Annotated in this window: 19 protein-coding genes; 15 read left to right on the top strand and 4 right to left on the bottom strand. The window is 57.4% G+C overall.

The features are described from left to right. Positions 1 to 33 precede the first annotated feature (33 nt). From G439_RS0104800 to G439_RS0104790, 3 genes are all read right to left on the bottom strand, one after another. Positions 34 to 1,761 carry an AMP-binding protein gene (locus G439_RS0104800; protein WP_022868052.1) on the bottom strand — a complete coding sequence of 576 codons (1,728 nt, stop codon included), beginning with the start codon at positions 1,759 to 1,761 and terminating at the stop codon, positions 34 to 36. A 98-nt stretch (positions 1,762 to 1,859) separates the two neighbouring features. Beyond that, the gene (gene serA, locus G439_RS0104795; protein ID WP_022868051.1) at positions 1,860 to 3,065 is read right to left on the bottom strand and encodes a phosphoglycerate dehydrogenase; all 1,206 of its coding nucleotides are present in this window, start codon (positions 3,063 to 3,065) and stop codon (positions 1,860 to 1,862) included. A gap of 63 nt (positions 3,066 to 3,128) precedes the next feature. Further along, on the bottom strand, positions 3,129 to 5,414 hold the full coding sequence (locus tag G439_RS0104790; RefSeq protein WP_022868050.1) for a HelD family protein: 2,286 nt from the start codon (positions 5,412 to 5,414) through the stop codon (positions 3,129 to 3,131). A 211-nt stretch (positions 5,415 to 5,625) separates the two neighbouring features. Here G439_RS0104790 and G439_RS0104785 point away from each other — a divergent pair, with 211 nt between their 5' ends. Together G439_RS0104785 and G439_RS0104780 are read left to right on the top strand one after the other, a co-directional pair. Then, positions 5,626 to 6,726: a proteasome assembly chaperone family protein gene (locus G439_RS0104785; protein ID WP_022868049.1), complete on the top strand. Its 1,101-nt coding sequence runs from the start codon at positions 5,626 to 5,628 to the stop codon at positions 6,724 to 6,726. 20 nt (positions 6,727 to 6,746) lie between these two features. Further along, the gene (locus tag G439_RS0104780; protein ID WP_022868048.1) at positions 6,747 to 8,012 is read left to right on the top strand and encodes an MFS transporter; all 1,266 of its coding nucleotides are present in this window, start codon (positions 6,747 to 6,749) and stop codon (positions 8,010 to 8,012) included. Between the two features lie 17 nt (positions 8,013 to 8,029). Here the strand turns inward: G439_RS0104780 and G439_RS0104775 are convergent, their stop codons facing one another. Continuing rightward, positions 8,030 to 8,890 carry a spermidine synthase gene (locus tag G439_RS0104775; RefSeq protein WP_026459401.1) on the bottom strand — a complete coding sequence of 287 codons (861 nt, stop codon included), beginning with the start codon at positions 8,888 to 8,890 and terminating at the stop codon, positions 8,030 to 8,032. Between the two features lie 29 nt (positions 8,891 to 8,919). Between G439_RS0104775 and dinB the strand changes: the two genes are divergently transcribed. The 13 genes from dinB to G439_RS0104710 all read left to right on the top strand — a co-directional run bounded on the left by dinB (position 8,920) and on the right by G439_RS0104710 (position 23,603). Continuing rightward, on the top strand, positions 8,920 to 10,170 hold the full coding sequence (dinB, locus tag G439_RS0104770) for a DNA polymerase IV (RefSeq protein ID WP_022868046.1): 1,251 nt from the start codon (positions 8,920 to 8,922) through the stop codon (positions 10,168 to 10,170). 35 nt (positions 10,171 to 10,205) lie between these two features. Beyond that, positions 10,206 to 10,634: a DUF3040 domain-containing protein gene (locus tag G439_RS0104765; protein ID WP_022868045.1), complete on the top strand. Its 429-nt coding sequence runs from the start codon at positions 10,206 to 10,208 to the stop codon at positions 10,632 to 10,634. Between the two features lie 495 nt (positions 10,635 to 11,129). Next, a complete protein-coding gene (mraZ, locus tag G439_RS0104760; protein WP_022868044.1) occupies positions 11,130 to 11,561 on the top strand; it encodes a division/cell wall cluster transcriptional repressor MraZ in 432 nt (143 codons plus the stop codon). Positions 11,562 to 11,680: 119 nt separating this feature from the next. Further along, positions 11,681 to 12,661: a 16S rRNA (cytosine(1402)-N(4))-methyltransferase RsmH gene (gene rsmH, locus G439_RS0104755; RefSeq protein ID WP_022868043.1), complete on the top strand. Its 981-nt coding sequence runs from the start codon at positions 11,681 to 11,683 to the stop codon at positions 12,659 to 12,661. Next, positions 12,658 to 13,053: a cell division protein FtsL gene (ftsL, locus tag G439_RS0104750; protein WP_022868042.1), complete on the top strand. Its 396-nt coding sequence runs from the start codon at positions 12,658 to 12,660 to the stop codon at positions 13,051 to 13,053. Before rsmH ends, ftsL begins: the two co-directional genes overlap by 4 nt. 16 nt (positions 13,054 to 13,069) lie before the next feature. Then, complete coding sequence (locus tag G439_RS0104745; RefSeq protein WP_022868041.1) at positions 13,070 to 14,803, top strand: peptidoglycan D,D-transpeptidase FtsI family protein; 1,734 nt, start codon at positions 13,070 to 13,072, stop codon at positions 14,801 to 14,803. Between the two features lie 48 nt (positions 14,804 to 14,851). Beyond that, complete coding sequence (locus tag G439_RS0104740; RefSeq protein ID WP_022868040.1) at positions 14,852 to 16,261, top strand: UDP-N-acetylmuramoyl-tripeptide--D-alanyl-D-alanine ligase; 1,410 nt, start codon at positions 14,852 to 14,854, stop codon at positions 16,259 to 16,261. Further along, the gene (gene mraY, locus G439_RS0104735; RefSeq protein ID WP_022868039.1) at positions 16,258 to 17,343 is read left to right on the top strand and encodes a phospho-N-acetylmuramoyl-pentapeptide-transferase; all 1,086 of its coding nucleotides are present in this window, start codon (positions 16,258 to 16,260) and stop codon (positions 17,341 to 17,343) included. The genes G439_RS0104740 and mraY overlap by 4 nt, the downstream gene beginning before the upstream one ends. Beyond that, positions 17,340 to 18,785, top strand: coding sequence for a UDP-N-acetylmuramoyl-L-alanine--D-glutamate ligase (murD, locus tag G439_RS0104730; RefSeq protein ID WP_022868038.1), 1,446 nt, complete (start codon positions 17,340 to 17,342; stop codon positions 18,783 to 18,785). Before mraY ends, murD begins: the two co-directional genes overlap by 4 nt. Continuing rightward, on the top strand, positions 18,769 to 20,049 hold the full coding sequence (locus G439_RS0104725; RefSeq protein WP_022868037.1) for an FtsW/RodA/SpoVE family cell cycle protein: 1,281 nt from the start codon (positions 18,769 to 18,771) through the stop codon (positions 20,047 to 20,049). The genes murD and G439_RS0104725 overlap by 17 nt, the downstream gene beginning before the upstream one ends. Positions 20,050 to 20,077: 28 nt before the next feature. Continuing rightward, a complete protein-coding gene (gene murG / locus G439_RS0104720; RefSeq protein WP_022868036.1) occupies positions 20,078 to 21,205 on the top strand; it encodes an undecaprenyldiphospho-muramoylpentapeptide beta-N-acetylglucosaminyltransferase in 1,128 nt (375 codons plus the stop codon). Then, on the top strand, positions 21,202 to 22,614 hold the full coding sequence (murC, locus tag G439_RS0104715) for a UDP-N-acetylmuramate--L-alanine ligase (RefSeq protein ID WP_022868035.1): 1,413 nt from the start codon (positions 21,202 to 21,204) through the stop codon (positions 22,612 to 22,614). The genes murG and murC overlap by 4 nt, the downstream gene beginning before the upstream one ends. Beyond that, complete coding sequence (locus G439_RS0104710; protein ID WP_022868034.1) at positions 22,611 to 23,603, top strand: cell division protein FtsQ/DivIB; 993 nt, start codon at positions 22,611 to 22,613, stop codon at positions 23,601 to 23,603. The genes murC and G439_RS0104710 overlap by 4 nt, the downstream gene beginning before the upstream one ends. Positions 23,604 to 23,615: the final 12 nt, after the last annotated feature.

Genomic DNA, 23,615 nt, shown 5'->3' with positions numbered 1-23,615 from the left:
GGGTTTCCATGCGGGGCTGAACCAAACGCAAGTTTAGTTTTGTTGATCGTCCTTACGATCTGTCAGACGGCGGAAAGTCTGAGCGGCACTGTCAGCTGCCTCCAGAATCTGTTCGCGAACTTTCTTTCGCATCACCTTGCCGAGCTGGCTGCGCGGCAACTCCGTCATCACGACGACTTGGCGCGGCAAGGCATAGTGGGACAGAGACTTTTCTGCCCACTGGCGAATATCTGCCAGAGTGACCGAAGCGCCGGCCTCCAAAACGATTGCAGCCACAATGTCTTCGCCCTGGGAGCCCGCCGGAATGCCGATCACCGCAACGTCGCGCACACCTGGCATGGACCTGACAGCGTCTTCGACCTGGCTGGGGTAAACATTGAACCCAGATGAGTTGATCATCTCTTTATGTCGATCAGCCATAAAGACGAAGCCATCACGAATCTGAACCAAATCGCCTGTGCGCAGCCAATCCTCGTGGAATGCCCCTTCAGTCTCATCGGGGCGCTGCCAATACCCATGGAATACCTGTGGGCCGCGAACAAGTAGCTCGCCAATTTCGCCATCTGCCACATCCTCGTGCGGATTTTCTGGATTCACGATCCGAATTTCGGTCGAGGGGAAGGGGATACCCAAAGCGCCTGGAGTGCGTTTAGGTGACAGGGGAGAGCCAAGAATAATGGGAGAGGCCTCGGTCATTCCATAGCCCTCAATCATGAGGCCGCCGGTTGCCTCCTCCCAACGTGAAGCCAGGTCTTTCGACAAAGGCATTGCACCTGACAAAGAGAAAGTCATTGATGACAGATCGGCATCTAACTGGCGTGCCGACTCCAAAAGCCGTTCATACATCGGCGGAACACCGACCATGAATGTGCAGGGGAGTCGCTTTTGGCTGGTGAGCAACATAGTCGTGTCGAACTTTGGGAAGAGGGCGATTGTTGCTCCCAAACGCAGGCCGCATAGGAAACTCACCGTGAAGCCGAAGGCGTGGAAGAGGGGTAGGACGCAGTAGAAGACCTCTGCTCCCTCGTGCAGTACGGGAACCCAAGAAATGGACTGTGCGACATTGGCCATCAGGTTGCGATGAGTGAGCGCCGCGGCCTTGGGGACGCCGGTCGTGCCACCGGTATGGATGAGTAAAGCAATGTCTTCGCTTTGCGCTGGGCAAGTGCCCTTCCATGGGGAACTGCGTTCAACCTCTCGATCCCAGGACTTGGCCCAAGCTGGTGGGTTTTCAGTCAATTCTTGCCTGCGAGTGCGGGCCTGAGAAATGGGAAGCGACAAAAGCATGCGTGTGGCCGTTGGCAGTCCTCTCGTTAAATCCATTGAGAAGACAGTGAATGTTGAATCGAGAAAATCCAGCTTGGATAAGGATTTCGACCACGCCACAACAACCTTGGCCTGGTGTCGGTCAAACTCTTGGCGAAGCTCCTCCGCGGGAGCCAGGGGGTTGTGCTCTACTGCGATTGCACCGAGCATCATTGTCGACAAAATTGCGACGACATGCTGAGGGCAGTTCGGCATGATGAGGGCAACTCTGTCCCCTTGGCGTACGCCGGCCTTTTCGAGGGCGGCTGCTCCTTGGCGTACTTGAACCAGGAGAGCCTCGTAGGTCGTCTGTGCGGAAAAGAAATCCAGTGCTGCTCGAGTCGGGTAACGCGAAGCGACTTCCGCGAGTAAATCCGACACCGTGGCGTCGGGGATATCAACGATCGGAGCAACGCCAGGGGCGTACTGTTCGCGCAGCGTAGTGGTCAGAGACATCTGGACCTCCGTAGGTTCAGTAGCATTACACCTACGGTACCGTAAGTTTGGTGATGTCGTTCAGAAGCTGAACAACATCGCGCCACTTCACAGGCGCATCACAGCACGGTTGACGTCAATCGAATCGTGTCTTTCATACTCCGGATCTGCTCAAGGGCGTCGGTTGGGAGCGGAGACGAAATATCGGTCAACACGTAACCAGAGGGGCCGCGCGTCCCAAGAATCTGGCCGATGATATTGACCCCGGCATCCGCGAAGGATTGGTTGACAGTGGCCAATACGCCAGGTGTATTGCGGTGAATGAGAGCAATCCTGAACAAGGCATCATCTGAAGCAGGTAGCTGAAGATTGGGCAGATTGACACTCATATCCGTTGAACCAGTTGTATGGAAGTCACCAATCTTGGACGCCACGAAGCGCCCAATATCGTACTGCGCTTCCTCCGTTGACCCGCCAATGTGAGGAGTCAAAATAACGTTGTCAAGCTTGGCCAAAGGAGACTCGAAAGGATCGCCATTAGCCTTGGGCTCCTCTGGGAAAACGTCCACTGCGGCACCGCCCAAATGGCCAGACACCAGAGCCTCGTGAAGAGCGTCAATATCAACGATGAAACCCCTGGACAGATTGATGAACAATGCGCCCGGCTTCATCATGGCGAACTCGCGCCGCCCAATGAGATTCGCGTTGGCGGGGTTGCCGTCAACATGGATGGAAACCAGATCGGCTTCACGCAAAACAGATTCAAGAGTCGGCATCTGCGTGGCATTGCCCAAAGCCAAACGTTCAGCAGTGTCGTAGAAGATGACGTTAAGTCCCATCGCCTCGGCGAGGACGGACAACTGGGTGCCGATATTGCCATAGCCGATGATGCCCAGGGTGTGCCCACGGACCTCGTGTGCCCCATCGGCGGACTTATCCCAGATACCGCGATGGAGTCTGGAGTTCTTCACTGTGACGCGCCTGGTCAAGTCGATAATTTCACCGATCGCCAACTCAACTACCGACCGGGTGTTGGAATACGGGGCATTGAAGATGCTAATACCGCGCGCCGTGGCCTCTGTGACATCAATTTGGTTTGTACCTATGCAGAAGGCACCAATCGCCTTGAGGGCTGGTCGAGCTTCGAGGACCTTCGCAGTCACGTCGGTCTTTGAACGAATACCAAGGTAGTCCACCCCGTCGAGGGCTTCGATCAACTCATCCTCGTCAAGAGCACCTTTGAAACGTTCGACCTCGATGCCGTACTTGGCGAAGACTTCGTCAGCAACTTGATGGGGATTTTCTAGGAGCAATGCGCGCGTCATGGCACCATCGTGCCAGACAACCCTGTCTGCAGGAACGAATAGCCGCTGTGCGGGACCACACGTCTAATCAACCCACTCCTGCATGCCAGCAGGCAACGAGCCCGAGTACACCACATGCACATCGTGAGTTGCACGCGTCAAAGCGACGAAAAGATCACCCGCGCCATCTTGAAGAATCTCCATTGGCTCGACCAGGACGACCGAATCAAACTCCAAACCCTTGGCTGCCGCCGCAGTTAAAACACTCACGCGCTCAGACAAACCAGAAGACCCAGTCCGGTCAGCATCCCACGCGAGCCCTCGTTCTTCGCCTACGATCAACGCAACCCGACCCGCGCCCACTCCAGACGTAGCGTCAAGGCGACTGGTGGCAGTATCGAGGCCGCTTAGTGCTGCAGCCCACAACGGATCCGAGTCGCGCGGTTCAGGTCCCACAGACCCGGCAGCAACAAAATGAGTTGAATAACAATCCTCCACATCGCGCACCGCTGTCATGGGATGGAGAACCGGCTGGCCCACCCGAGCCATCACACCTTGGGCCAACTCCGTCAAAGTTCGTGGAGTCCGGTAAGACACAGTCAGCGCATACTCATTTTCCAAAGCACGAGCAGCAGGACCCAACGCCCTCTGCCACGATTGGGGGCGACGATGCCCTCGGCGTTGATCCAGATCACCCACCACAGTGAAACTACGGGCAGGACAACGGCGTAGCAAACAACGCCAAGCCATCGGCGACAAATCCTGAGCCTCATCGACCACCACATGACCGTAGGTCCACTGACGATCCGACGCTGCCTTCTCAGCCAACGGCGTCCACTGGGCCTGAGCCCTCGTCGACTCAGCGAGCATCTGCGCTGTGACAATACCGCCGCCCAAACCCTGCGACTCAATCGCCTGCTGCGCCTTGGCTAATTCATCGGCATCCACGCGTGCGTCTTGCACCTTTGAACCCCCTGAAGGCAGCGGGCCCAAAAGCTCCTCCAACTCATCAAGAAGAGCCACGTCAGCAACCGTCCACGCGCTGCCCTTGGGGCGTACCAGCTCGGCAAGTTCATCTCGACGCAGGGGAGAACCGGCTCCGTGATTGGCTCGATCCAAGCGACGCGGATCAGCAAATAAACGCTCCAAGAGTGTGGCCGCAGACGTCGGCATCCACGCCAAGTTAATGGCCCTGCGCGCATCAACCGAATCGCGTACCTCTGACAACCACGCCTGTTTTTCTTCCGGTAAAGGCACTCCCGAAGAATCCACGTCCTGGGCGTCAACAGCCAGGCGAGATGCCAGGACATCCATGAGCTCTAACGCGAAAGAATCCCGAGCCTTGTTATGAAGACGATGAGACCGACGGGCCCGGCGCATCGCCTGCTCGACATCGGCGCGATGCAAAACAACGCGCCGGTTCCACACCGTGAGCACCTGATCGCCCTGTGGGACGCGTGGAATCTGACGCACAGCTTGCCGCAAAATCTTCTCCCACGCGGGTAACCCCTTAATGTGGGCTGCCTGCTCCGAATCCGTTCCCGTTGCGCGGATCCCCGGAACAATGTCGCCCATGGTCATTGACACGACGCCGGTTTCACCCAGAGACGGTAAAACCTGTTCGATATAGCGCAAGAAGATGCGCGAAGGGCCAATGAGTAAAACTCCGGAACGTTCAAGGCGCTCGCGGTCGGCATAAAGCAGATAGGCGATTCTGTGGAGAGCAACAGCGGTTTTCCCAGTGCCAGGGCCGCCTTGAACGACGATTAAGCCGCGTTCAGGTGCGCGCACAATACGATCCTGCTCCGCCTGGATTGTTGCGACAATGTCCCCCATGCGTCCGTCGCGCGCAGAATCCAGAGCAGACATGAGGGCTCCCTCGCCCTGCAGATCTAACTCGGCACTTCGGCTGCTTTGAGCATCCAGCAATTCATCTTCGAGGGCGATGACGCGTCGGTTGGCGGTGGTGATATGACGGCGTCGCACAACCCCTGCGGGAGCCACAGCTGTTGCTTGATAGAACGGCTGAGCAGCCGGAGCACGCCAATCGATCAGGAGCGGGTTTCCCGACGCCTCCGACAAGGAAGTTCGCCCAATGTGGCGCACATTGCCCGAAGCCATGTCCAGGCGGCCAAACACGAGTCGATCTTCGATGCCTTCTAAACGTGCCGCCACATCGCCTAGGTGCGATGAGATGGCGTCGCGTTCAGTCCAAGACTGCGCGTTGCCGACCCCGTGAGTTGCGTGGGCTCGGCGTTGCCTCTGGCGATACGACTCGCGTAACTCGTCAAGACGCTCATATGCAGCGTCGACGAAATCCTGTTCCGGCAGCTGACGATCAGCTTGGGAAGCCGCGGGCGACTGGGGCATGAACTCTCCCACCTTGTTGAATCGGGCGATCTATTGTGCCGCATACTTGAGTGGTTGCGCGCCTGAAAACGACTTGAAACGATGTTCTGCGAGATGCGCGACTCTTCGCCCTCGGCTCAATCGGCGGTCCCCAGCACGCCATCGGGACCGGGCACGGGTAGCGTGGAGACCAGACGATTAACGTCCTCGAGACTGCAGGGGGGAGGATCCTATGGATCGCACAGGGGATAGCCAGCTATTCGATCAAGGGCCGGCCTACGGTGCCAAAGCAAAGGTCCTAGTGGTGCACTTCGATGGAGCTATGGACGCTGGTATTTCTGGGCGCATGGCCGTCTCACAGATGCTGCGCTCGCTCCAAGTTGAACGAGTAGCGACTTTCGATTCCGACCTGCTCATCGATTACCGATCTCACCGTCCAGTGATGACCGTTGAACGCTGGGTTTCTACGCAAGTCGAAACACCCACGATCGCCCTCGACCTCGTCCACGATGACCTGGGCCATCCACTCCTGCTCCTTCACGGTCCCGAACCCGACGCCAAGTGGGAAACCTTCGCACGCGTTGTGGCAGACATTGCTCACGAAGCCGGCGTCGAAATTGCCGTTTCGCTCACGGGTATTCCATCGGGTGTTCCTCACACGCGCCCCGTTGCGATACACATGCAAGCTACCGAAGAATCTTTGCTGCCTGAACAGCCACAGATGGCAAATATCATGCAATTTCCTGCGCCAATGACTTCATTCCTCAAATACCGATTGGCTGAGAGGAAGATCGGGGGTATCTCGATTCTGGGTGCCGTGCCCTACTACATGGCCGAAGCTCCGTATCCGGCTGCGGCATCAGCCCTCCTGCGATCCCTATCTGATATTGCAGATCTGTCTTTGCCGGTGGGGGACTTGGAAAGAGGAGCCGCGAAAGATCAAGAGAATATCGACCAGCTCCTCGAAGCTAACCCCGAGATTCAGCACACCGTAGAGTCCCTTGAGGAACATTACGATGCTTGGACCGGCGGTGAGGGCGGCGCAGTGCCTTTAGGCGCAATGAATCAACACAATCGGTTAGGTTCAGAGGCCAAGGAGTCCAAAGATATCGGCGATGTGATTGAGGCCTATTTAGCAAATATTTCGCGTCAGCAGGACGAGGAATCCTCCGAAACGTCAGCCGCGGACGCCTCGCTAGATCAAGAACCTGTCGCTGATACCCTGGAAGCCGTCCTCAAACGAGTTGAGGAGCGTCGGCGAAACCCTGGTTCAGCGACGAATTCTGCCTCGCCTCGACACAGGGCTCCTAAGAAAGACAACACGCCAGACTGAGCGGGGAAGTAGGACTAGGCATGCAGCGCCGAGCACTGATCGTATGGATCTGTGCTTTGAGTGCATACATTATGGCGGTTGCTGCCAGGAGCTCTCTTGGAGTAGCCGGCGTCGAGGCGATGGATCGATTTTCTATCGACGCTTCAACTCTGGGAGTCTTTTCTGCTCTTCAGATTGGCGTCTACAGTGCAGCCCAATTTCCGATGGGGTTAGCCCTAGACCGCTTTGGCGCACGGATCCTCATGTCCAGCGGGGCTGCCCTGGTTGCGTGTGCGCAATTAGCGATGGCTTTGGCTGATTCCTACCCCCAGGCTCTTGCCGCACGGGTTCTGCTGGGAGTTGGCGACGCAACCGCCTATGTGTCGATCATGCGTCTGGTGACGTTGTGGTTCCCCGCGCGCCATATACCTCTGATGTCTCAGCTCACGTCAACATTAGGGCTGGTTGGTCAGTTGATTTCGTCATGGCCTTTCCTCTGGTTGCTCACTGGAGTCGGTTGGAATACGGCTTTCGTTTCGATGGCGGGCGTTGGACTGGGTGTGGCGCTTCTTGTGGTCGCCAAGGTTGCCGATACGCCTGATGGGCCGGTGAGTGTGTTGCGACGAGGGTGCGCACAACAACGAGGTTCAAGTCCAGCCAGAATCTCTGATGTTTTAATGTCGCCGTGGGCGTGGATGGGCTTCTTTACTCACTGGTTGGGTGCAGGGTCTACGGTCGTCATCACCCTGATTTGGGGCGTGCCATTCATGACTTTGGGCATGGGGATGAGCGCTTCGGCGGCCGCCACTGCGCTCGTGGTCTTTTCTGCAGCTTCAGTCCTTTTGAGTCCGCTTGTTGGTCAGCTGACTGCGCTACGTAAAAGTTGGCGGGTGCCTATGGTGTGCGCGTCGGTTGCAGCGATTGCGGGCGCGTGGGCCGTGATTTTAACCCGGCCTCAAGCTCCTGCCCCGTGGACTGCTTTCCTTCTTGTCACTATTTTGGCTCTCCCCAATGTCACGGCGACCATAGGTTTTGACTTCGTTGAACAGGGGATCGCACAGGAACGCATGGGTACCGCTATGTCGGTGACGAATACCGGCGGTTTCTTGGCGGGGATGATCGGTGTGCAGGCCATTGGTTTGTGTCTTGACGCGGTATCATCGACCGGAAAATACAACTGGGCTGACTTTCAGGTGTCCATGTGGATGCAGGCGATTATCTGGGTTGTCGGCGTTCTAGGGTTGATGATTGCCCTTAGTCAAGCCCGTCGAACGCCACAGTGGCGTAGGAACATCGATATCTCATAGTGGGATGCTTTACGCGACTAGCTTTCGTTCAGCTTAGGCCAGCCTATGAGCTCGTCAACGAGTGGGCGCATGCCTGCTCGCCACTGACCTAAGTCAGCTTGCCTCATGACTCGTGCCGGTAGGGGGAGCCTGCGAAGCAGACGGTCGAGTTCATCGACGTCGAGGGCGATGGCGCCGTCCTCGTTCTTCTTTGACGCGACTAGGACGACGTTGCCGCGCCGCCCAGACCTGCCCACTTTAGGATCTTGAATGGAACAGACGCTGTCGAAAGTTTCAGCTACCGCTGCCAGATCGATCCTTGCATCCGACCCCGCGCCGTGAGCGCAGTTGAGCAGATAGAGGCCGCCTGGGCGCAGGACGCGATAGGCGTGCTGAGCAGATTCGGAGGTTCTAAGATGCTCGGGCACGAGGGCGTCGGCGAATGCGTCGCGCACGATTACGTCGAAGCTACTCGGGCGGGCACCTTCCAGGACGGCTCTGGCATCCCCGATACGAATCTTGAGTTCAGGCGCGCGAGGAATAGGGAATTCTTCGCGGACGAGTTGGGCTAAAGCCGCATCAATTTCAACGGCATTTTGTCGTGAACGAGGGCGGCTGAGGGCCCATGCTGTGGCCAACGCGCACGCGGCACCGCCCAAGTGCAACGCTTTGACGGGCTGCGGTTGCGGGAAAGTCGCGTTGAGGGCGCACGTCATGTGCTGCATATATTCGAATTCCAAGCGGGTTGGATCATCGACATCTATGCAGGATGATTCCACGGAATCGAGTAGCAGAGTGGCTCGTGGACCATCCCACCGAATTTCTGCGACCCCTGAATCCACTGGGAATCGCTGGGATGAGGACCGAGATGCGCGCGCCATGAGGGACACTGTAGCTATAGAGCTCCAAGCGAGGCAGAGGAGGAGACATGTCGAACGCTCCCCGCGATGCGCGTGTCCGGCGGAACTGGGGCAGTGACGACACGGGTGCGAATATCTTGCACATTGACATGGATTCGTTCTTCGCGCAGGTTGAAATGCTTGAGGATCCCTCCTTGGTGGGACATCCGATTCTTGTTGGTGGCACCGGCATGCGTGGAGTCGTGACGTCTGCAACATACGAGGCTCGGGCGGCCGGCGTGCGAGCTGGTATGCCCATGGCTCGTGCCCGGGCTTTGTGTCCGCAAGCTCGTGTTGTTGCGGGGTCCAGGGGCGTGTACTCGCAGTATTCGCGGCGGGTCATGAATGTGCTGGCAGGCATCACTCCGCAGGTGGAAAAAGTCAGTATTGACGAAGCTTTCTTGGACGTGACGGGTGCTCTTCGGCGTCTCGGGTCTTCGGTTGAGATCGCCAAGATGATTCGTAGGCAGGTCAGACAAGAAGTAGGACTACCTGCATCCGTTGGTATTGCCTCAACAAAATCCGTTGCCAAGATTGCCTCATCGAATGCAAAACCCGATGGGTTGCTTTTGGTGCCGGCTGCATCCACAACCCAGTTTCTTCACGGGCTTCCCGTGGGAGCATTGTGGGGAGTGGGTGGAAAAACCCAGAAGATTCTTGACAGAGAAGGCGTTGTTACCATCGGGGATCTGGCTCACTTGCCAATTTCTCGCGCCGCCAGATTGTTAGGAAGTGCCCACGCCCATCAGCTACACGATCTTGCTTGGGGGATTGATCCGCGACCAGTTCGCCCCGCAGGACGTGAAAAATCTATGGGCACTGAGAAGACCTTTAGTCACGATGTGCGCTCACGTGCACACATCGAACGCTTCATTCTTGAGGCCTCCCATGAGTGCGCTCAGCGGCTGCGCACAGGTGACATGGTGGCGTGGACTGTTGGTATCAAAATGAGGGATGGAGACTTCCATACAATCACCAGGTCTGTCACGCTTTCTGTTCCCACAGATCTGGGGCGCGATATCGCGCAGGCAGCGCGTTCTCTCTTCGATAAGGAAGCGATGCCGACATCTGGGGTTCGCCTCTTTGGCGTACGCGTTGAATCTCTTCAACCTCGATCCAGCGGGGTTGCGGTGACACTGGATCAGGACGAGAAGCCGACCGAGGCCGAGCGCGCAATGGACCGAGTTGTTCGCAAGTTTGGACCTCAGGCGATTGCGCCGGCGTCTCTACTATCGGGCACTGACCAGCGTATTTCGCGGTTGGGGTCAGAATCGCACTAGACTGAGCGTGTCGACCCGACAAAAGGAGGTGCATTGTGGCTCTTTCTGAATATGAGAAACAGGTTCTCGCCCAAATGGAAGAGAACCTGCGCCAAGGCGATCCGGATTTGGCGTCAAAAATGACCTCCGCGCCAGCGTTTGAAACTCCGAAGAAGAGTGGCGTTGTATCAGTTCGCCGGATGGCTGCTGGTGGTGCGCTGGCAGTTGTGGGTTTGTTGGCTCTTGTTGGTGCGGTGAGTCTGGGTTACTCGGTCTGGTCGATCCTGATGGGAGTCGTTGCTTTCGCGCTCATGGTCGGGGGGATTCTGCTTGCGTTGACTCCTGTGAAAACGCAGCGCATCAATCGGCCGCTCCAGGCTCGATCTGGTGAAGGTGGTTCCGCTAAAAAAGAGGAATCGTCATCGTGGCGTAGCTTTATCGAGGATCAGGAACGGCGTTGGGATGAGAGGCGCCAGTCAGACTGACAGACTCTTTGTGCTGGTGATGCCACCAGTGAAATGACGGGCATGGCTTTGGGGCCGTGCCCGTTTTTGTGTCCTCAGATGGGCGAGTGCAAGTGCGTCGAATTTATGGAGGCGTGCGCTTGCCTAGTGCGACAGGGGCGGTAGATACCAGTTTGGTGGGCCGAGATGATTCTGGGCTTGCACCGTGGGTGCCACTTTGTGTTCCCCATCTTCCTCCACAGATGCGCTGATCGTTATTCGGCGGCGCCACTAGTTCATGGTTGAACGCTGTTGAGAGTGGCTTCAGTGGAACTTCGGGGCAGAGTGCTCGTGTAGAGAACTCAGTTTCTTGCGCAAATCGTGAAAAATCTCCCCACTTTCCTCCACCAGGAAAAGGCTAGTGTTAAAGCCGAAAGTTCAGAAAAATAGTCTGGTTATTTTCGGAGTTTCGCTGTAATTATGGCAATGGGTGGGTTAAAGTGGGGGAACGTGTTGAGCGGGGGAAGGCGGTGAAACATGTTCCTGGGTACCTACGAGCCAAAGCTCGATGACAAAGGGCGCATGTTCTTGCCTGCCCGATTCCGTGACGACATGGAGGGCGGCATCGTCCTCACCCGTGGCCAGGAACACTGCATTTATGCGTTCCCAGCAGCGGAGTTCGAAGGCATGACCGCAGAACTGCGTCGCGCACCCCTGTCGTCCAAGCAGGCGCGCGATTGGATCCGAGTCATGCTCTCGGGCGCCTACAAAGAGGTTCCCGACAAGCAGGGGCGTATCAGCGTCCCTGCGGACTTGAGGGCCTACGCAGGTCTCGATCGTGAGCTCACCGTCATTGGTGCGGGTTCGCGGGCTGAGATCTGGAACTCCGAATCTTGGCGCGAATACCTCGCAGTCCAAGAAGAGGTCTTCTCAAATACAGCAGACGAAATCATCCCCGGGATGTTCTGACCCGTACTGGCAGGTCTCCGCCCGCTGTTCCGACATCACTTCCCCGATGGCGGAGCACGGTTGGGGACCTGGCAAGACGGATCGCATCTCACGTGCGACAAGACAGTCAAGGAGGACGCATGGGCAACGAGCGCCACGCCGCCGATCTGCACATTCCCGTGCTCCTGGACGAATGTCTCGACATGCTTGCTCCCGCCCTCGACCGCCCCGAAGCTCTCCTCATCGACGCGACCCTAGGAATGGGAGGACACACCGAGGCGGCGCTCAAGCGATTCCCCAATACACGAGTGATTGGGATTGATCGCGACCCTGATGCGATCGCCCTAGCTGGTCAAAGACTGGCCACTTTTGGTGACCGTTTCATCGCCGTGCATACCACCTACGACCACATTGATGAGGTCGCCAGCCAATTCGGACGCGAACATAGCGTCGATGCCGTTCTCATGGACCTGGGGGTGTCCAGCCTCCAACTTGACGAGGTCGAGCGAGGATTTTCCTACGCTCATGACGCTCCGCTTGATATGCGGATGAATCCCACTGTCGGATTGAGCGCCGCTGAACTTCTTGCCAAGGCTGACGAGAAAGAACTAGCTCGGATTCTGCGCGTCTACGGAGAAGAAAAATTCGCCTCGCGTATCGCTCGAATCATTGTCCAAAGACGAGCAACCGACCCGCTCACCCGCACGGGACAACTCGTCGACATCGTCAAAGAAGCCATCCCCGCGCCCGCCCGGCGAACCGGCGGAAACCCAGCCAAGCGAACGTTCCAGGCGCTGCGTATTGCCGTCAATGACGAATTGCGCATCCTCGAAGACGCTGTACCCCGCGCATTAGCGTGCTTGCGAATTGGTGGCCGGCTTGTCATTGAGTCCTACCAATCACTGGAGGACCGCATTGTTAAAGACGTCTTCCGCCGCGCTTCTACCGACAACGCACCAGCGGGACTACCGGTGATCCCCGAAGAAATGCGCCCCAGCGTTCGCCTCTTGACCCGAGGCGCTGAGCGCGCCCACGAAGAAGAACTTGCCCACAACCCTCGATCCGCTTCCGTGCGACTGCGTGGAGCTGAACTGATCCGCCAATGGAAGGACCTCACATGAGTGCCGCATCTGCTGCTACGCGTCCGGCCTCGCGCCCCGAGCGCCTCCATGATGAAGCGCGACGCCTGCGGGTCATTGAAGGCGAAGGTCGGGCGACTCGGTCATTCCTGCCTGTCGCATTCCTTGCCATCGTTGTTGTTTTGGCAGCTGTGATTCTTTCCATGGTCCTGAACACTCGGATGGCACAAACTTCTTTCGAGATTCGCGAACAGCAGCTGATCCTCAATGAATTAGACGCCCAAGCTTGGACGATGCAGGCACAGATTGAAGAAGCTGCCTCGCCTGTCAAACTTAAGGAAGCAGCGCTCAATAACGGCATGGTCCCCGCGGGGCAGACAGGATTCATTACCCTGGGCACAGGTACCGTCGAAGGCGGCGCCCCCGCGCAGTGAATGAGGAGGATCGGTAGTGACGAGCAAAGTCAAACGCTCACGCTGGATTCTCGGGATCTTCTGCTTCGTGCTGAGCCTGTGCGCTCTGCGCCTCATTCAGATTCAGATCGTCCAAGGTCCGCAGTTGGCCGCCGAAGGTGAAGCGGTCCGCACCGACAAGTCTTTGGTCGCTGCCAAACGTGGCGCCATCACGGATGCGACGGGTGTTGTTCTGGCCGATTCGATCCTTACCTATGACATTGCGGCAAACCAGATCAACATCCGCTCCTACGTCCATTACGACGAGGACGGGGAAGTAGTTGGACGAGGGCCGGCAGAAGCCGCACGTCAACTCGCTGACCTACTTGACATGGACGAGGCCGAACTTGGCGGCGCCCTCGTAGGAGAGTCGACGTACCAATACATCGCACGCAATGTCGATGCTGTGACCTACCGAAAAATTAACGCGCTTAACATTTACGGAATCGAATGGGAGTCCGTCTATGAACGAACCTATCCCAACGGCAATGTCGCGGCTCCGGTGATCGGAACGGTCAACGCTGAAGGAGTGGGGTCGTCCGGATTGGAATCTCAGTACGAATCCCTACTCAAAGGAACTCCCGGAGAAGAAGCCTTCGAAATCTCGCCCAACGGGGCGATCATGCCCGGGGGCAAAAAAACCATCACCGAACCCCTCGACGGGGGATCCTTGGGCTTGACACTCCACGCTGACCTCCAGCATCTCGTCCAAGACCTCCTTGACGCCCGCGTCGAAAAGCACCAGGCCGAATGGGGAGCCATCGTCATCCAGGACATCTCTACGGCTCAAGTCCTGGTGATGGCGGACTCTGGATCCACGGTTCCCGATAACGCAAATCCTCAGCCGGTGGCAGCCGTCCAATACGCTTTCGAACCTGGCTCAGTGGGCAAAGTTTTGACCTTCGCCGCAGCGCTAGAAGCCGATACCATCACACCGACCACCACTTTCCAGGTCCCGTATTCTCTGGACTATCCGGATGCCGGTGGAGAAATTACAGACTTTCATGAGCATGAAGGACAAACCCTCACCGCCACTGGAATCCTCGCTGAATCCTCTAACACCGGAACCGTCTTAATCGGCCAAACCGTCAGTGACGAGCAGCGGTACAACATGTTCAAAGCCTTTGGGCTCGGCCAGAGCACGGGTATTGAACTGGCCGGCGAATCGGAGGGCTTGGTCTACGACTGGCATAACTGGGTCGGGCGAGACAGATACGTCAATATGTTTGGACAGGCCTACATGATGACCGCCCTGCAAGAAGCGTCAGTAATGGCCACGATCGGTAATGGTGGTGTCCGCCTGGATCCAACACTTATCAAGTCATGGACGAACGCGGATGGAACATACGGAGTGCCTGAAGAACGCGAGCCCGTTCAAGTGATGAGTGCAGACCATTCCAAGGCTCTTCTCAAAATGATGGAGTCGGTTGTCGAAGATGAGATCGGCACCGCAGGCACAGCTAAGGTTCCCGGATACCGGGTGGGCGTGAAGACTGGCACCGCTGACATTGTTGTCGGAAACGCCTCGGGCATTGTGTCAACCACCGCAGGTATTATTCCTGCCGATCAGCCTCGGCTCGCTATTTCCGTCGTGCTTTACAACCCGAAAGTTGCCTACATTTCATCTGACTCATCAGCGCCTCTCTTTGGCGACGTAGCGCTAGAAGCAGTGCGTAACTTGGGGATTCCGGCCTCGTCGCAAAAAGCCGACCTTTACCCGACCACGCCGTGAGGACCACCGATGCCAGGCAGAAAAGGGCGTAGCCCTGAAGGAGGAAATATGCAACGGTCGATTCAATGGATCGCCGAAGCAGTCAATGGAACCATCGTGGGACCCGACATCTGCGTCAATGGCACGGTTGTGACCGATTCCAGGCTTGCTGGCAAAGGATCGCTCTACATCGCGCGCCGTGGAGAACAATCAGACGGACATGACTACGTGCAGGCGGCACACCAATTGGGCGCAGTAGCCGCAATTGTCGAGAGAGACGTCCCTCTTCCCAACGGACAGGATTTTACTCAGATCATTGTCGACGACTCGACGCGGGCTCTAGGCGCTTTAGCCCACGCCCACCTCGAAGACCTACGTGCGCGAAACGGACTCGATGTCATTGCCGTGACAGGATCTGCAGGAAAGACGACCACCAAAGATCTTCTTTTTCAGATTCTGTCTGAAGACGCGGCAACTGTCGCGCCCAAGCTGTCTTTTAACAACGAGGTCGGGTTGCCTCTGACCGTACTCAGCGCCGATGAATCAACCCGCCACCTCGTCCTGGAAATGGGGGCGTCAGGCATAGGTCATATCGCGTACTTGACCAGTATCGCCTCGCCCGATGTTGCCATTGAATTAATGGTTGGACATGCCCACCTGGGGGGCTTTGGCTCAGTTGAAGGTATCGCGCGTGCGAAGGCCGAATTGATTGAAGGGGCAAGGCCAGGGGCTACGGTAATCCTCAATGCCGACGATCCCAATGTCGTAGCGATGGCAGACCGAGCAACCGGACCGGTGTCTTTCTTTTCCACCCAATCCTCCGGCCAAGCCGACATTCGAGCTGTCGACATCAAGCTTGATGACAAGGACCGCGCTACTTTCACCGTGGAGACCCCTGACGGTTTCGCGCAAGTGTCGTTAAAGATCGTTGGCGTCCACCACGTCCACAATGCATTAGCTGCAATCGCGGGCGCCCTCGCACTGGGGATGGATCTGACAACAATCGTGGGCGCACTCAATGACGCCCAAGCACTATCTCCGCATCGCATGGCAGTTCAAGACCTTGAACTCAACGGCCACCGAGTCACCTTGATCGACGATTCATACAACGCCAATGTTGATTCCATGAGAGCTGGGCTGGCGGCTTTAGCGTCGATTGGGCAGGGCCGTTCCAAAGTGGCGATGCTCTCTGAGATGCTCGAACTCGGTGAGGCGAGTGCCGATACCCACCGTCAGGTCGGCATAATGGCGGCCGAGGCCGGAGTTGAAACTCTTGTCGTGCTCGGACCTGACGCTCCTTACTATTTGGAGGGCGCGGGACCTCACGTCCTAGGGATTTCGGTCGACAGCGTTCAAGACGCAGTCGAAGCGGTGATCGACGCCCTCGTCGACGCCAGCGTCGTCCTCGTGAAAGGATCCTTCGGATCACGATCGTGGCAGGTTGCCGAAGCACTGCAAGAAAGGGGGATCAGCCGATGATCGGTCTGATCGCAGCCTTCGTCATCGCAATGGCCCTATCGATCCTGCTGACTCCGGTGCTCATTCGATTCCTCGTGTCCCACGAGTACGGTCAATTTATCCGTCAGGACGGGCCCACTCAGCACCTGACCAAACGAGGCACGCCCACCATGGGTGGCATCGTCATCATCTTCGCGGCAGTCGTTGCCTGGCTGATCGGATCGTGGATTGCTGGCGCGGGTCCCTCCTGGTCAGGTATCAGCCTGGCGATCCTCTTCGTCGGACTGGGATTCATTGGGCTACTGGATGACGGCATCAAGATCTTGCGCCACCGTTCTTTGGGCCTCAACCCCATTGGCAAGATCATCGGCCAGGTGGCCGTAGCGTCAGTCTTTGGCTGGGCAACCCTGTCTCGTCCCAACGAATTTGGTGTGACGCCAGGATCGATGGCGATCTCGCTGACCCGTCCCACCGGCGTGACTCTAGCTTTCGCAGGCGTCATCATTGGCGGCATTCTCTACCTGATTTGGACGAATTTCCTGGTAGCCGCATGGTCGAACGCCGTGAATCTGACGGATGGCTTAGATGGGTTGGCTACTGGCTGCTCAATCTTTGTTTTCGGCGCCTACACCTTCATTACGTACTTCCAAAGAATCCAGGCTTGCCACACGGTGACCGATAATGTGGCCGCCTGCTATCAGACGCGTGACCCCCTTGACTTAGCAGTGTTTTGCGCTGCCATCATCGGTGCCCTTGCTGGATTCTTGTGGTGGAATGCCTCGCCGGCCCGCATCTTCATGGGCGATACCGGAGCTCTCGCATTGGGCGGCGCAGTAGCGGGTCTGTCCATTTTGACGAACACCGAATTCCTCGCCGTTATCGTCGGTGGCCTCTTCGTTGTGATCACTCTGTCTGACGTCATCCAGATTTCTGTCTTCAAGATGACCCGTAAACGCGTGTTCAAGATGGCTCCGCTGCACCACCATTTTGAGTTACTGGGATGGCAAGAAACCACCATCGTCATTCGCTTCTGGCTGGTGGCTGCGATCTTTGCCGTCGCGGGTGCTGGTTTGTTCTACGCAGAATGGGTTTCGAGAATATGAGCCGCTTCGCCGTCATTGGTTGGGGGACTTCCGGACGTGCGGCTGCACGCGCCCTCGTCAAGAGGGGCCACGAGGTCGCCGCCTTTGACGCTACGCATCCTTCGCAACAGGCCGAAGACGTCGTTGCAAAGGTTGCGATCAGTGTGTGCGCCGACCCCAAGGCAATGGCAGAGCTTGTGATCCAAAGTGAACCCGACACAATCATTGTGTCGCCCGGTGTGCCTGGATATGCTCCCATTTTTGACCTTGCACGTCAGCGAGGAATCCAGGTATGGGGAGAAGTTGAGTTAGCGTGGCGCCTCCAAGAGGAAGGGCCTCACGCCGGTCGGCCTTGGCTGACAGTGACGGGCACCAACGGAAAAACGACAACGGTGGGAATGCTCGGGGCAATCCTGTCGGCTGCAGGCGAGGACGTCGTTGAGGTCGGAAACATTGGAACCCCGATCACCGAGGCAATTGACTCCGACGCCACGGTTTTTGCCGTCGAATTGTCCAGCTTCCAACTCCACACCTCTTTCACGGTTCAACCGGAGGCATCAGTGTGCCTCAACGTTGATTCCGATCACCTGGACTGGCACGGTTCCGTTGAAGAATACGCAGCCGATAAGGCTCGCATCTACGAAAACACCAAGGTTGCCTGCGTCTATCCAGCCGACGATCGCCAGATCGAAAAGATGGTGGAAAATGCCGACGTCCAGGAGGGCGCCAGGGCCATCGGTATCACCTTAGGTAGCCCGTATATGTCGCAACTGGGCATCGTTGAGGGTCTTCTTATTGATCGAGCCTTCGTTGAAAATCGCCGATCACAAGCACTCCAACTTGCCACCATCGCAGATCTCGAAAACGCGTACGGTGACCGTCCAACTGCGGGCGTGATGATGGATGCACTAGCTGCCGCCGCATTGGCGAGAGCCCACGGAGTGGGGCCTGAAGCTGTGGAAGAGGGATTGAGAACGTTTAGTCCGGCAGGACATCGGCGCGCCTTTGTTGCCCAGGCCGCTGATGTGACATGGATTGACGATTCGAAAGCGACCAACGCTCACGCTGCCGCAGCATCATTGTCCGCTGTGGCTCCTGGCACAGGAGTGTGGATCTTTGGCGGTGATACCAAGGGCCAAGATTTCACGGATCTGGTCACCGAAGTCGCACCAAGATTGCGGGGAGTCGTTGTCATCGGCGCTGATCGCAGTGCTCCTCTTGCAGCTTTACGAGCAGGGGCACCACAGGTGCCTTACGTTGAAGTCGATGGCCACGAGGATTGGATGTTCTCTGTGGTCAACGAGGCCGTCGCCATGTCTTTGCCAGGCGATACGGTGGTGTTTGCTCCGGCATGCGCCTCGTGGGATCAATTCGATAACTACGGACAACGAGGCGACGTTTTTGTCGACGCCGTCAAACGACTTGCGCATCAGTGGAGCGGCGGCCATGACAGCCCTGCGTGAGTGGTTGAATCGTCTCAATAGACAGCTACCCGTCGTTAAGATTCCACGAATCCGCTTTGGGTCCGAGGCCGGTCGTCCTCGCCAAACATCCCCGGTAGCGACCTACTACTTGGTGATCATCCCCGCGCTGGTTCTTATGATCTTCGGGCTCGTCATGGGTTTTTCTGCCCAAGCCGTGACCAACATTGCAGACGGCGAGAACCCCTACGTCGCATACCTGCGGCCCCTGGGCATCATCCTTGCTGCCATGGTCCTGGCAGCCGGCGTGCAGGTTCTTCCGCCCTCGCTGATCAAGAAGGCCACGATCCCACTATTCGCCTTTGCTCTCGTCTTCCAAAGTCTTGTCGCCACTCCTCTTGGTATTGCTGAGGGAGGCAACGCTAACTGGGTGAAATTGCCGGGCTTGCCGATTGTGCAGCCGTCGGAGCTTTTGAAACTGGCGCTGGTGCTCATGCTTGCGCAGACGTTGTCCTATCAGGGTGCTCGTCTGACAGATCTCAAACAGATGGGAGTACGGGCGGGAGCTCCTCTTGCTTTGGGCGTGGGGGCCATCATGCTCGGTCATGACATGGGCACCGCGATGGTCGCAGCGGTTGCTGCCCTGGGAACGATGTGGGTTGCCGGGCTACCTGGAAAATGGTTCGCCGGAATTGGTGCTGTCGCTTTTCCGACACTCATCGTCGTGGCCATGACCAACCCGACGCGTATGAGACGTATTGCCGCCGTCTTGCCGTGGAATGGGCGCGAACGTAACCTGTCTGCTCCCGAGCAGATTGATCATTCGCTGTGGGCACTTGGATCCGGTGGCCTGACGGGTTTGGGGCCGGGGGCCTCACGCGAGAAATGGGACTATCTGCAAGCTGCCCATACAGACTTCATCCTGGCAATCATCGGAGAAGAATTCGGATTGCTCGGAACCCTCGCAGTGGTGGTCTGCCTAGGACTGCTGATCTGGGGAATGGTGCGAGTCTGTCAAGAAGCGCAGAATGCTTATGCCTCTATTACAGCGGGGGGCATTGCCACATGGATTGGCATCCAGGCATGCATCAACATTATGTCGGTCACTGAGATTGGGCCAGTCATCGGTGTGCCATTGCCGTTGGTGTCCTATGGTGGTTCATCGTTCATATTCACCGCGCTTGCGGTGGGTGTTGTCGGAGCATTCGCCAGGGATCGAGCCGGCATGTGGATGATCGGCAGGCCCGATGAATCCTCAGCAGGGCGTGATCCGCGGGTCTTACCCAAGCGACGTAAAGCCCGTTGACATCACACATCTAAGGAGAGGGATCCCGATGAACAAGAAGATCGTCATGGCCGGCGGGGGAACCGCAGGACATGTCAACCCTCTCCTGGCCACAGCCCACGAACTGCGAGCACAAGGATGCGACGTCCAAGTCCTTGGTACTGCGCAAGGACTAGAATCCGACCTCGTGCCCGCTCAGGGTTTCGACCTCATTGAAATCCCGCGAGTCCCGCTGCCCAGACGCCCCTCCCTAGAATTCTTTTCTTTACCGTCACGCTGGCGTAGGGCCGTGCGCACCTGCATGCAGTCCCTGGAAGGAGCCGATGCCCTCGTTGGCTTTGGCGGATACGTGTCCACGCCGGCCTATGTCGCGGCGAAGCGTTTAGGCGTTCCCATCATCGTCCACGAGCAGAATGCGCGACCGGGCTTAGCAAATAAGGTAGGCGCTCGCAGCGCCGCCCTCGTCGCCGTAACATTCGCTTCTACTCCTCTGCGAGCCCGTCGCGGACAAACCGTTGTTACGGGCTTGCCACTACGGGAGCAGATTGCCCGCCTTGCTCGCCAGCGCAGTACTGAGGAAGGAGCACGGGCGGCTCGGGTGGAGGCATCCGCACGCCTGGGCGTCAATCCTGATCTTCGCACCGTGCTCGTCACGGGTGGGTCTTTGGGTGCCGTCCACATTAACGAGGCTGTCAGCGGCGCTGCGGCGTCTTTGCCCTCGCACGTTCAAATTGTGCATCTGACCGGTAAGGGTAAAGACGAGGACGTGCGACGTACGGTTAACGAAACGGGAGTTGCCGAACGGTGGCTTGTCGTGGATTACTTGACGACGATGGAGGATGCTTTGGCAGTTGCAGACCTGGTCGTGTGTCGATCAGGTGCGGGCACCGTTGCCGAGATGACCGCCTTAGGTCTGCCGTGTGTTTATGTGCCACTCCCGATAGGTAACGGGGAACAAAAGCTCAACGCTCAGGACCATGTTGGCGCCGGGGGAGCGCTGATGATCGAAGACGAGAAGCTGACACCCAAGGTCGTTGTTGATGACGTTTTGACACTGGTGGGTACGAGCAGACTGGCAGATATGGCAGGGGCGTCGCGAAACCTGGGACGGGTCGACGCTGCAGCAGATCTAGCCGCCAGAATCATGTCCATCGCGAATGCAAAGGAAGAGGCATGACCAATCTTGAATCCGGTGGTTTCAATCTCAACGACCGTTCCTTCCATCTCATTGGAATCGGCGGCGCCGGTATGTCGGTGGTCGCTGAACTTTTAGCATCGAGAGGAGCCCGCGTGTCTGGCTCTGACCAGGCAAATTCTCAACTGCTGTCGCGTTTAGCAGATTTAGGGGTGGAGGTTTTCGTGGGACACCACGAAGCCAATGTTGCGCCTGAGGCTACGGTGGTGGTCTCAACTGCCATCCGTGAGTCCAATCCCGAGTTAATGATTGCTCGCCAGCGAGGACAAGAGGTCATCCACAGATCGCAGGCTTTGGCGCTTGCCGCAACTGGTATGAGCTTCATTGCGGTTGCGGGAGCTCATGGAAAAACGACCACGTCAGGAATGCTTTCTGTGGCTTTACGGGAAGCGGGGGCCGATCCGTCTGTTGCGGTGGGAGGGGTGATTCCTCAATTCGGTTCTGGCGCTCATTTGGGTAAGGGCGACGTCGTTGTTGCCGAGGCTGATGAATCCGATGGTTCGTTCCTTAACTACAGCCCCTCAATTGAGATTGTGACGAATGTTGAACCGGATCATTTAGATCGTTACGCAAGCCGTGAGGCCTTCGAAGAGATCTTCGTCGAATTTGCGGATCGTCTTGTCGAAGATGGATTACTCATCGCGTGTGGCGAGGACGAGGGCGCGTCGCGTTTGGCGTCTATAGCTCGCGCTCGCGGTCATCGGGTAATGACCTACGGCAGGCCGGAGCACTGTTGGGCGACGCCAGATCTGGTCGTGCGAGATGTTGAAGTCTTGCCTGACGGGGCGAGGGCGCAGTTCACGTGGGGGGACGAGAAGGCGAAGATTTGTCTTGCTGTGCCCGGCCAGCACAATGTTCTGAATGCGGCTGCGGCGTGGGCTGCAGGCATTGAGTGCGGTGTTGACGCTGGGAAAATGGCCGCAGCCCTGTCATCTTTTACGGGAGTGGGACGTCGTTTTGAACTGAGAGGGCAGATTGGGTCTCGTCGTCTCTTTGATGATTACGCTCATCATCCCACTGAGGTTGCGGCGGCTATCGCTCAGGCTCGCGTTGTGGCAGGCCGAGGCTCGGTGGCAGTGGTATTCCAACCGCATCTGTACTCTCGGACCCGCATTTTTGCCGATCGTTTTGCTCAGGCGCTGTCTGGTGCCGACCATGTGGTGGTGACAGACGTTTACGGGGCTCGTGAGGACCCGGAACCAGGAGTGGATGCCACTTTAATTTCGAGAAAGATCAATGGCTGTCTACATATTGGCGACATGAATGAGGCCGTGCGCTACGCAGCCGGCCTCGTTGAAGAAGATGGCCTATTGATCACCATGGGAGCGGGGTCTATCACGTCGTGCGGTGATGAAGCGCTGGCGTGTTGGCGTGAACAGGGTAACGCATGAGGCCACCTGCCCCCAGGCGCCCTGAAAGGGGCAGCTCACCAGCCTCGCGTCCCGCGCGCGGACACTCCCATACGCAAGACTCTGCGAAGGGGAACGAAGTCACTCATACTGCGCGCGGTGAATCGTCCTCGCCTGCCCGCAGAGAGAAAGCTGACGGTCGTCGCAGCAGTGCTTCGGCCTCGTCCGCACGTAAATTGACGAGGCCGGTGGGCCAGTCTGACGCGGCACAGATCCTGGGGCCCGCCCAACAGCCGAGGTCGGATGCGCAGGTGACAGACCTTCGCAAAGAACGACGCAGAGCGAAGATTCGTTTACGTCTGACGCATGTGCTGACAATATTGGGCATTGCTATTTCAGTTGTTGGCGCAGCGTGGGTGGTGTTTTTCTCTTCGGTTTTTGCATTCGAACCCGCCAATGTGTCAGTCAGCGGTGTCGATAAAGACTCTGCCCTGAGCTCCGATCAGGTCGTAGCCGCCGTGGGGCGGTACTCGGGAGTTCCCTTAACTCGGTTGTCTCTGGACGATGTCGAGGCCGCTGTCGAAGAAAACATCCTCGTGGATACGGCCCAGGCGTCGCGCGCCTGGCCGACGGGCCTGGATATTGTGGTGAGTTTGCGTCAAGCGGTGATGGTGGAGGCCTCCGACCAAGGAGTGGCTTTGGTGGATGCGAAGGGTGTGGCATTTTCAACGCAGGAGGTGGCGCCAGAGGGGCTGCCGACTGTCGTTCTACCCGCGAAGGGCGACCGCGCTGAGGCTGCTCAAGATGCGTTGACTATATGGCAAACCTTGGATGCTGATACGCGATCACGAGTCGCCTCCATTGATGCAAGTGGGGCGATTGTGAGTCTGAATCTGACCAATGGTTCTTTGGCGAAGTGGGGCACGGTCGAACACAGCGAATTGAAGGCAAAGGTTCTTAAAGTTCTTATCGAACAGCGAGGAGCTTTGGTGTATGACGTGTCTTCTCCCGATCATCCGGTGACTTCATAGGACCATGCAACA

Origin of the sequence: Schaalia vaccimaxillae DSM 15804 (assembly GCF_000420425.1) — a bacterium.
GTDB classification, from domain to species: Bacteria; Actinomycetota; Actinomycetes; order Actinomycetales; family Actinomycetaceae; genus Pauljensenia; species Pauljensenia vaccimaxillae.
The sequence above is the reverse complement of the archived record's forward strand: the minus strand, read 5'-3'. Positions and strand labels throughout refer to the sequence as shown.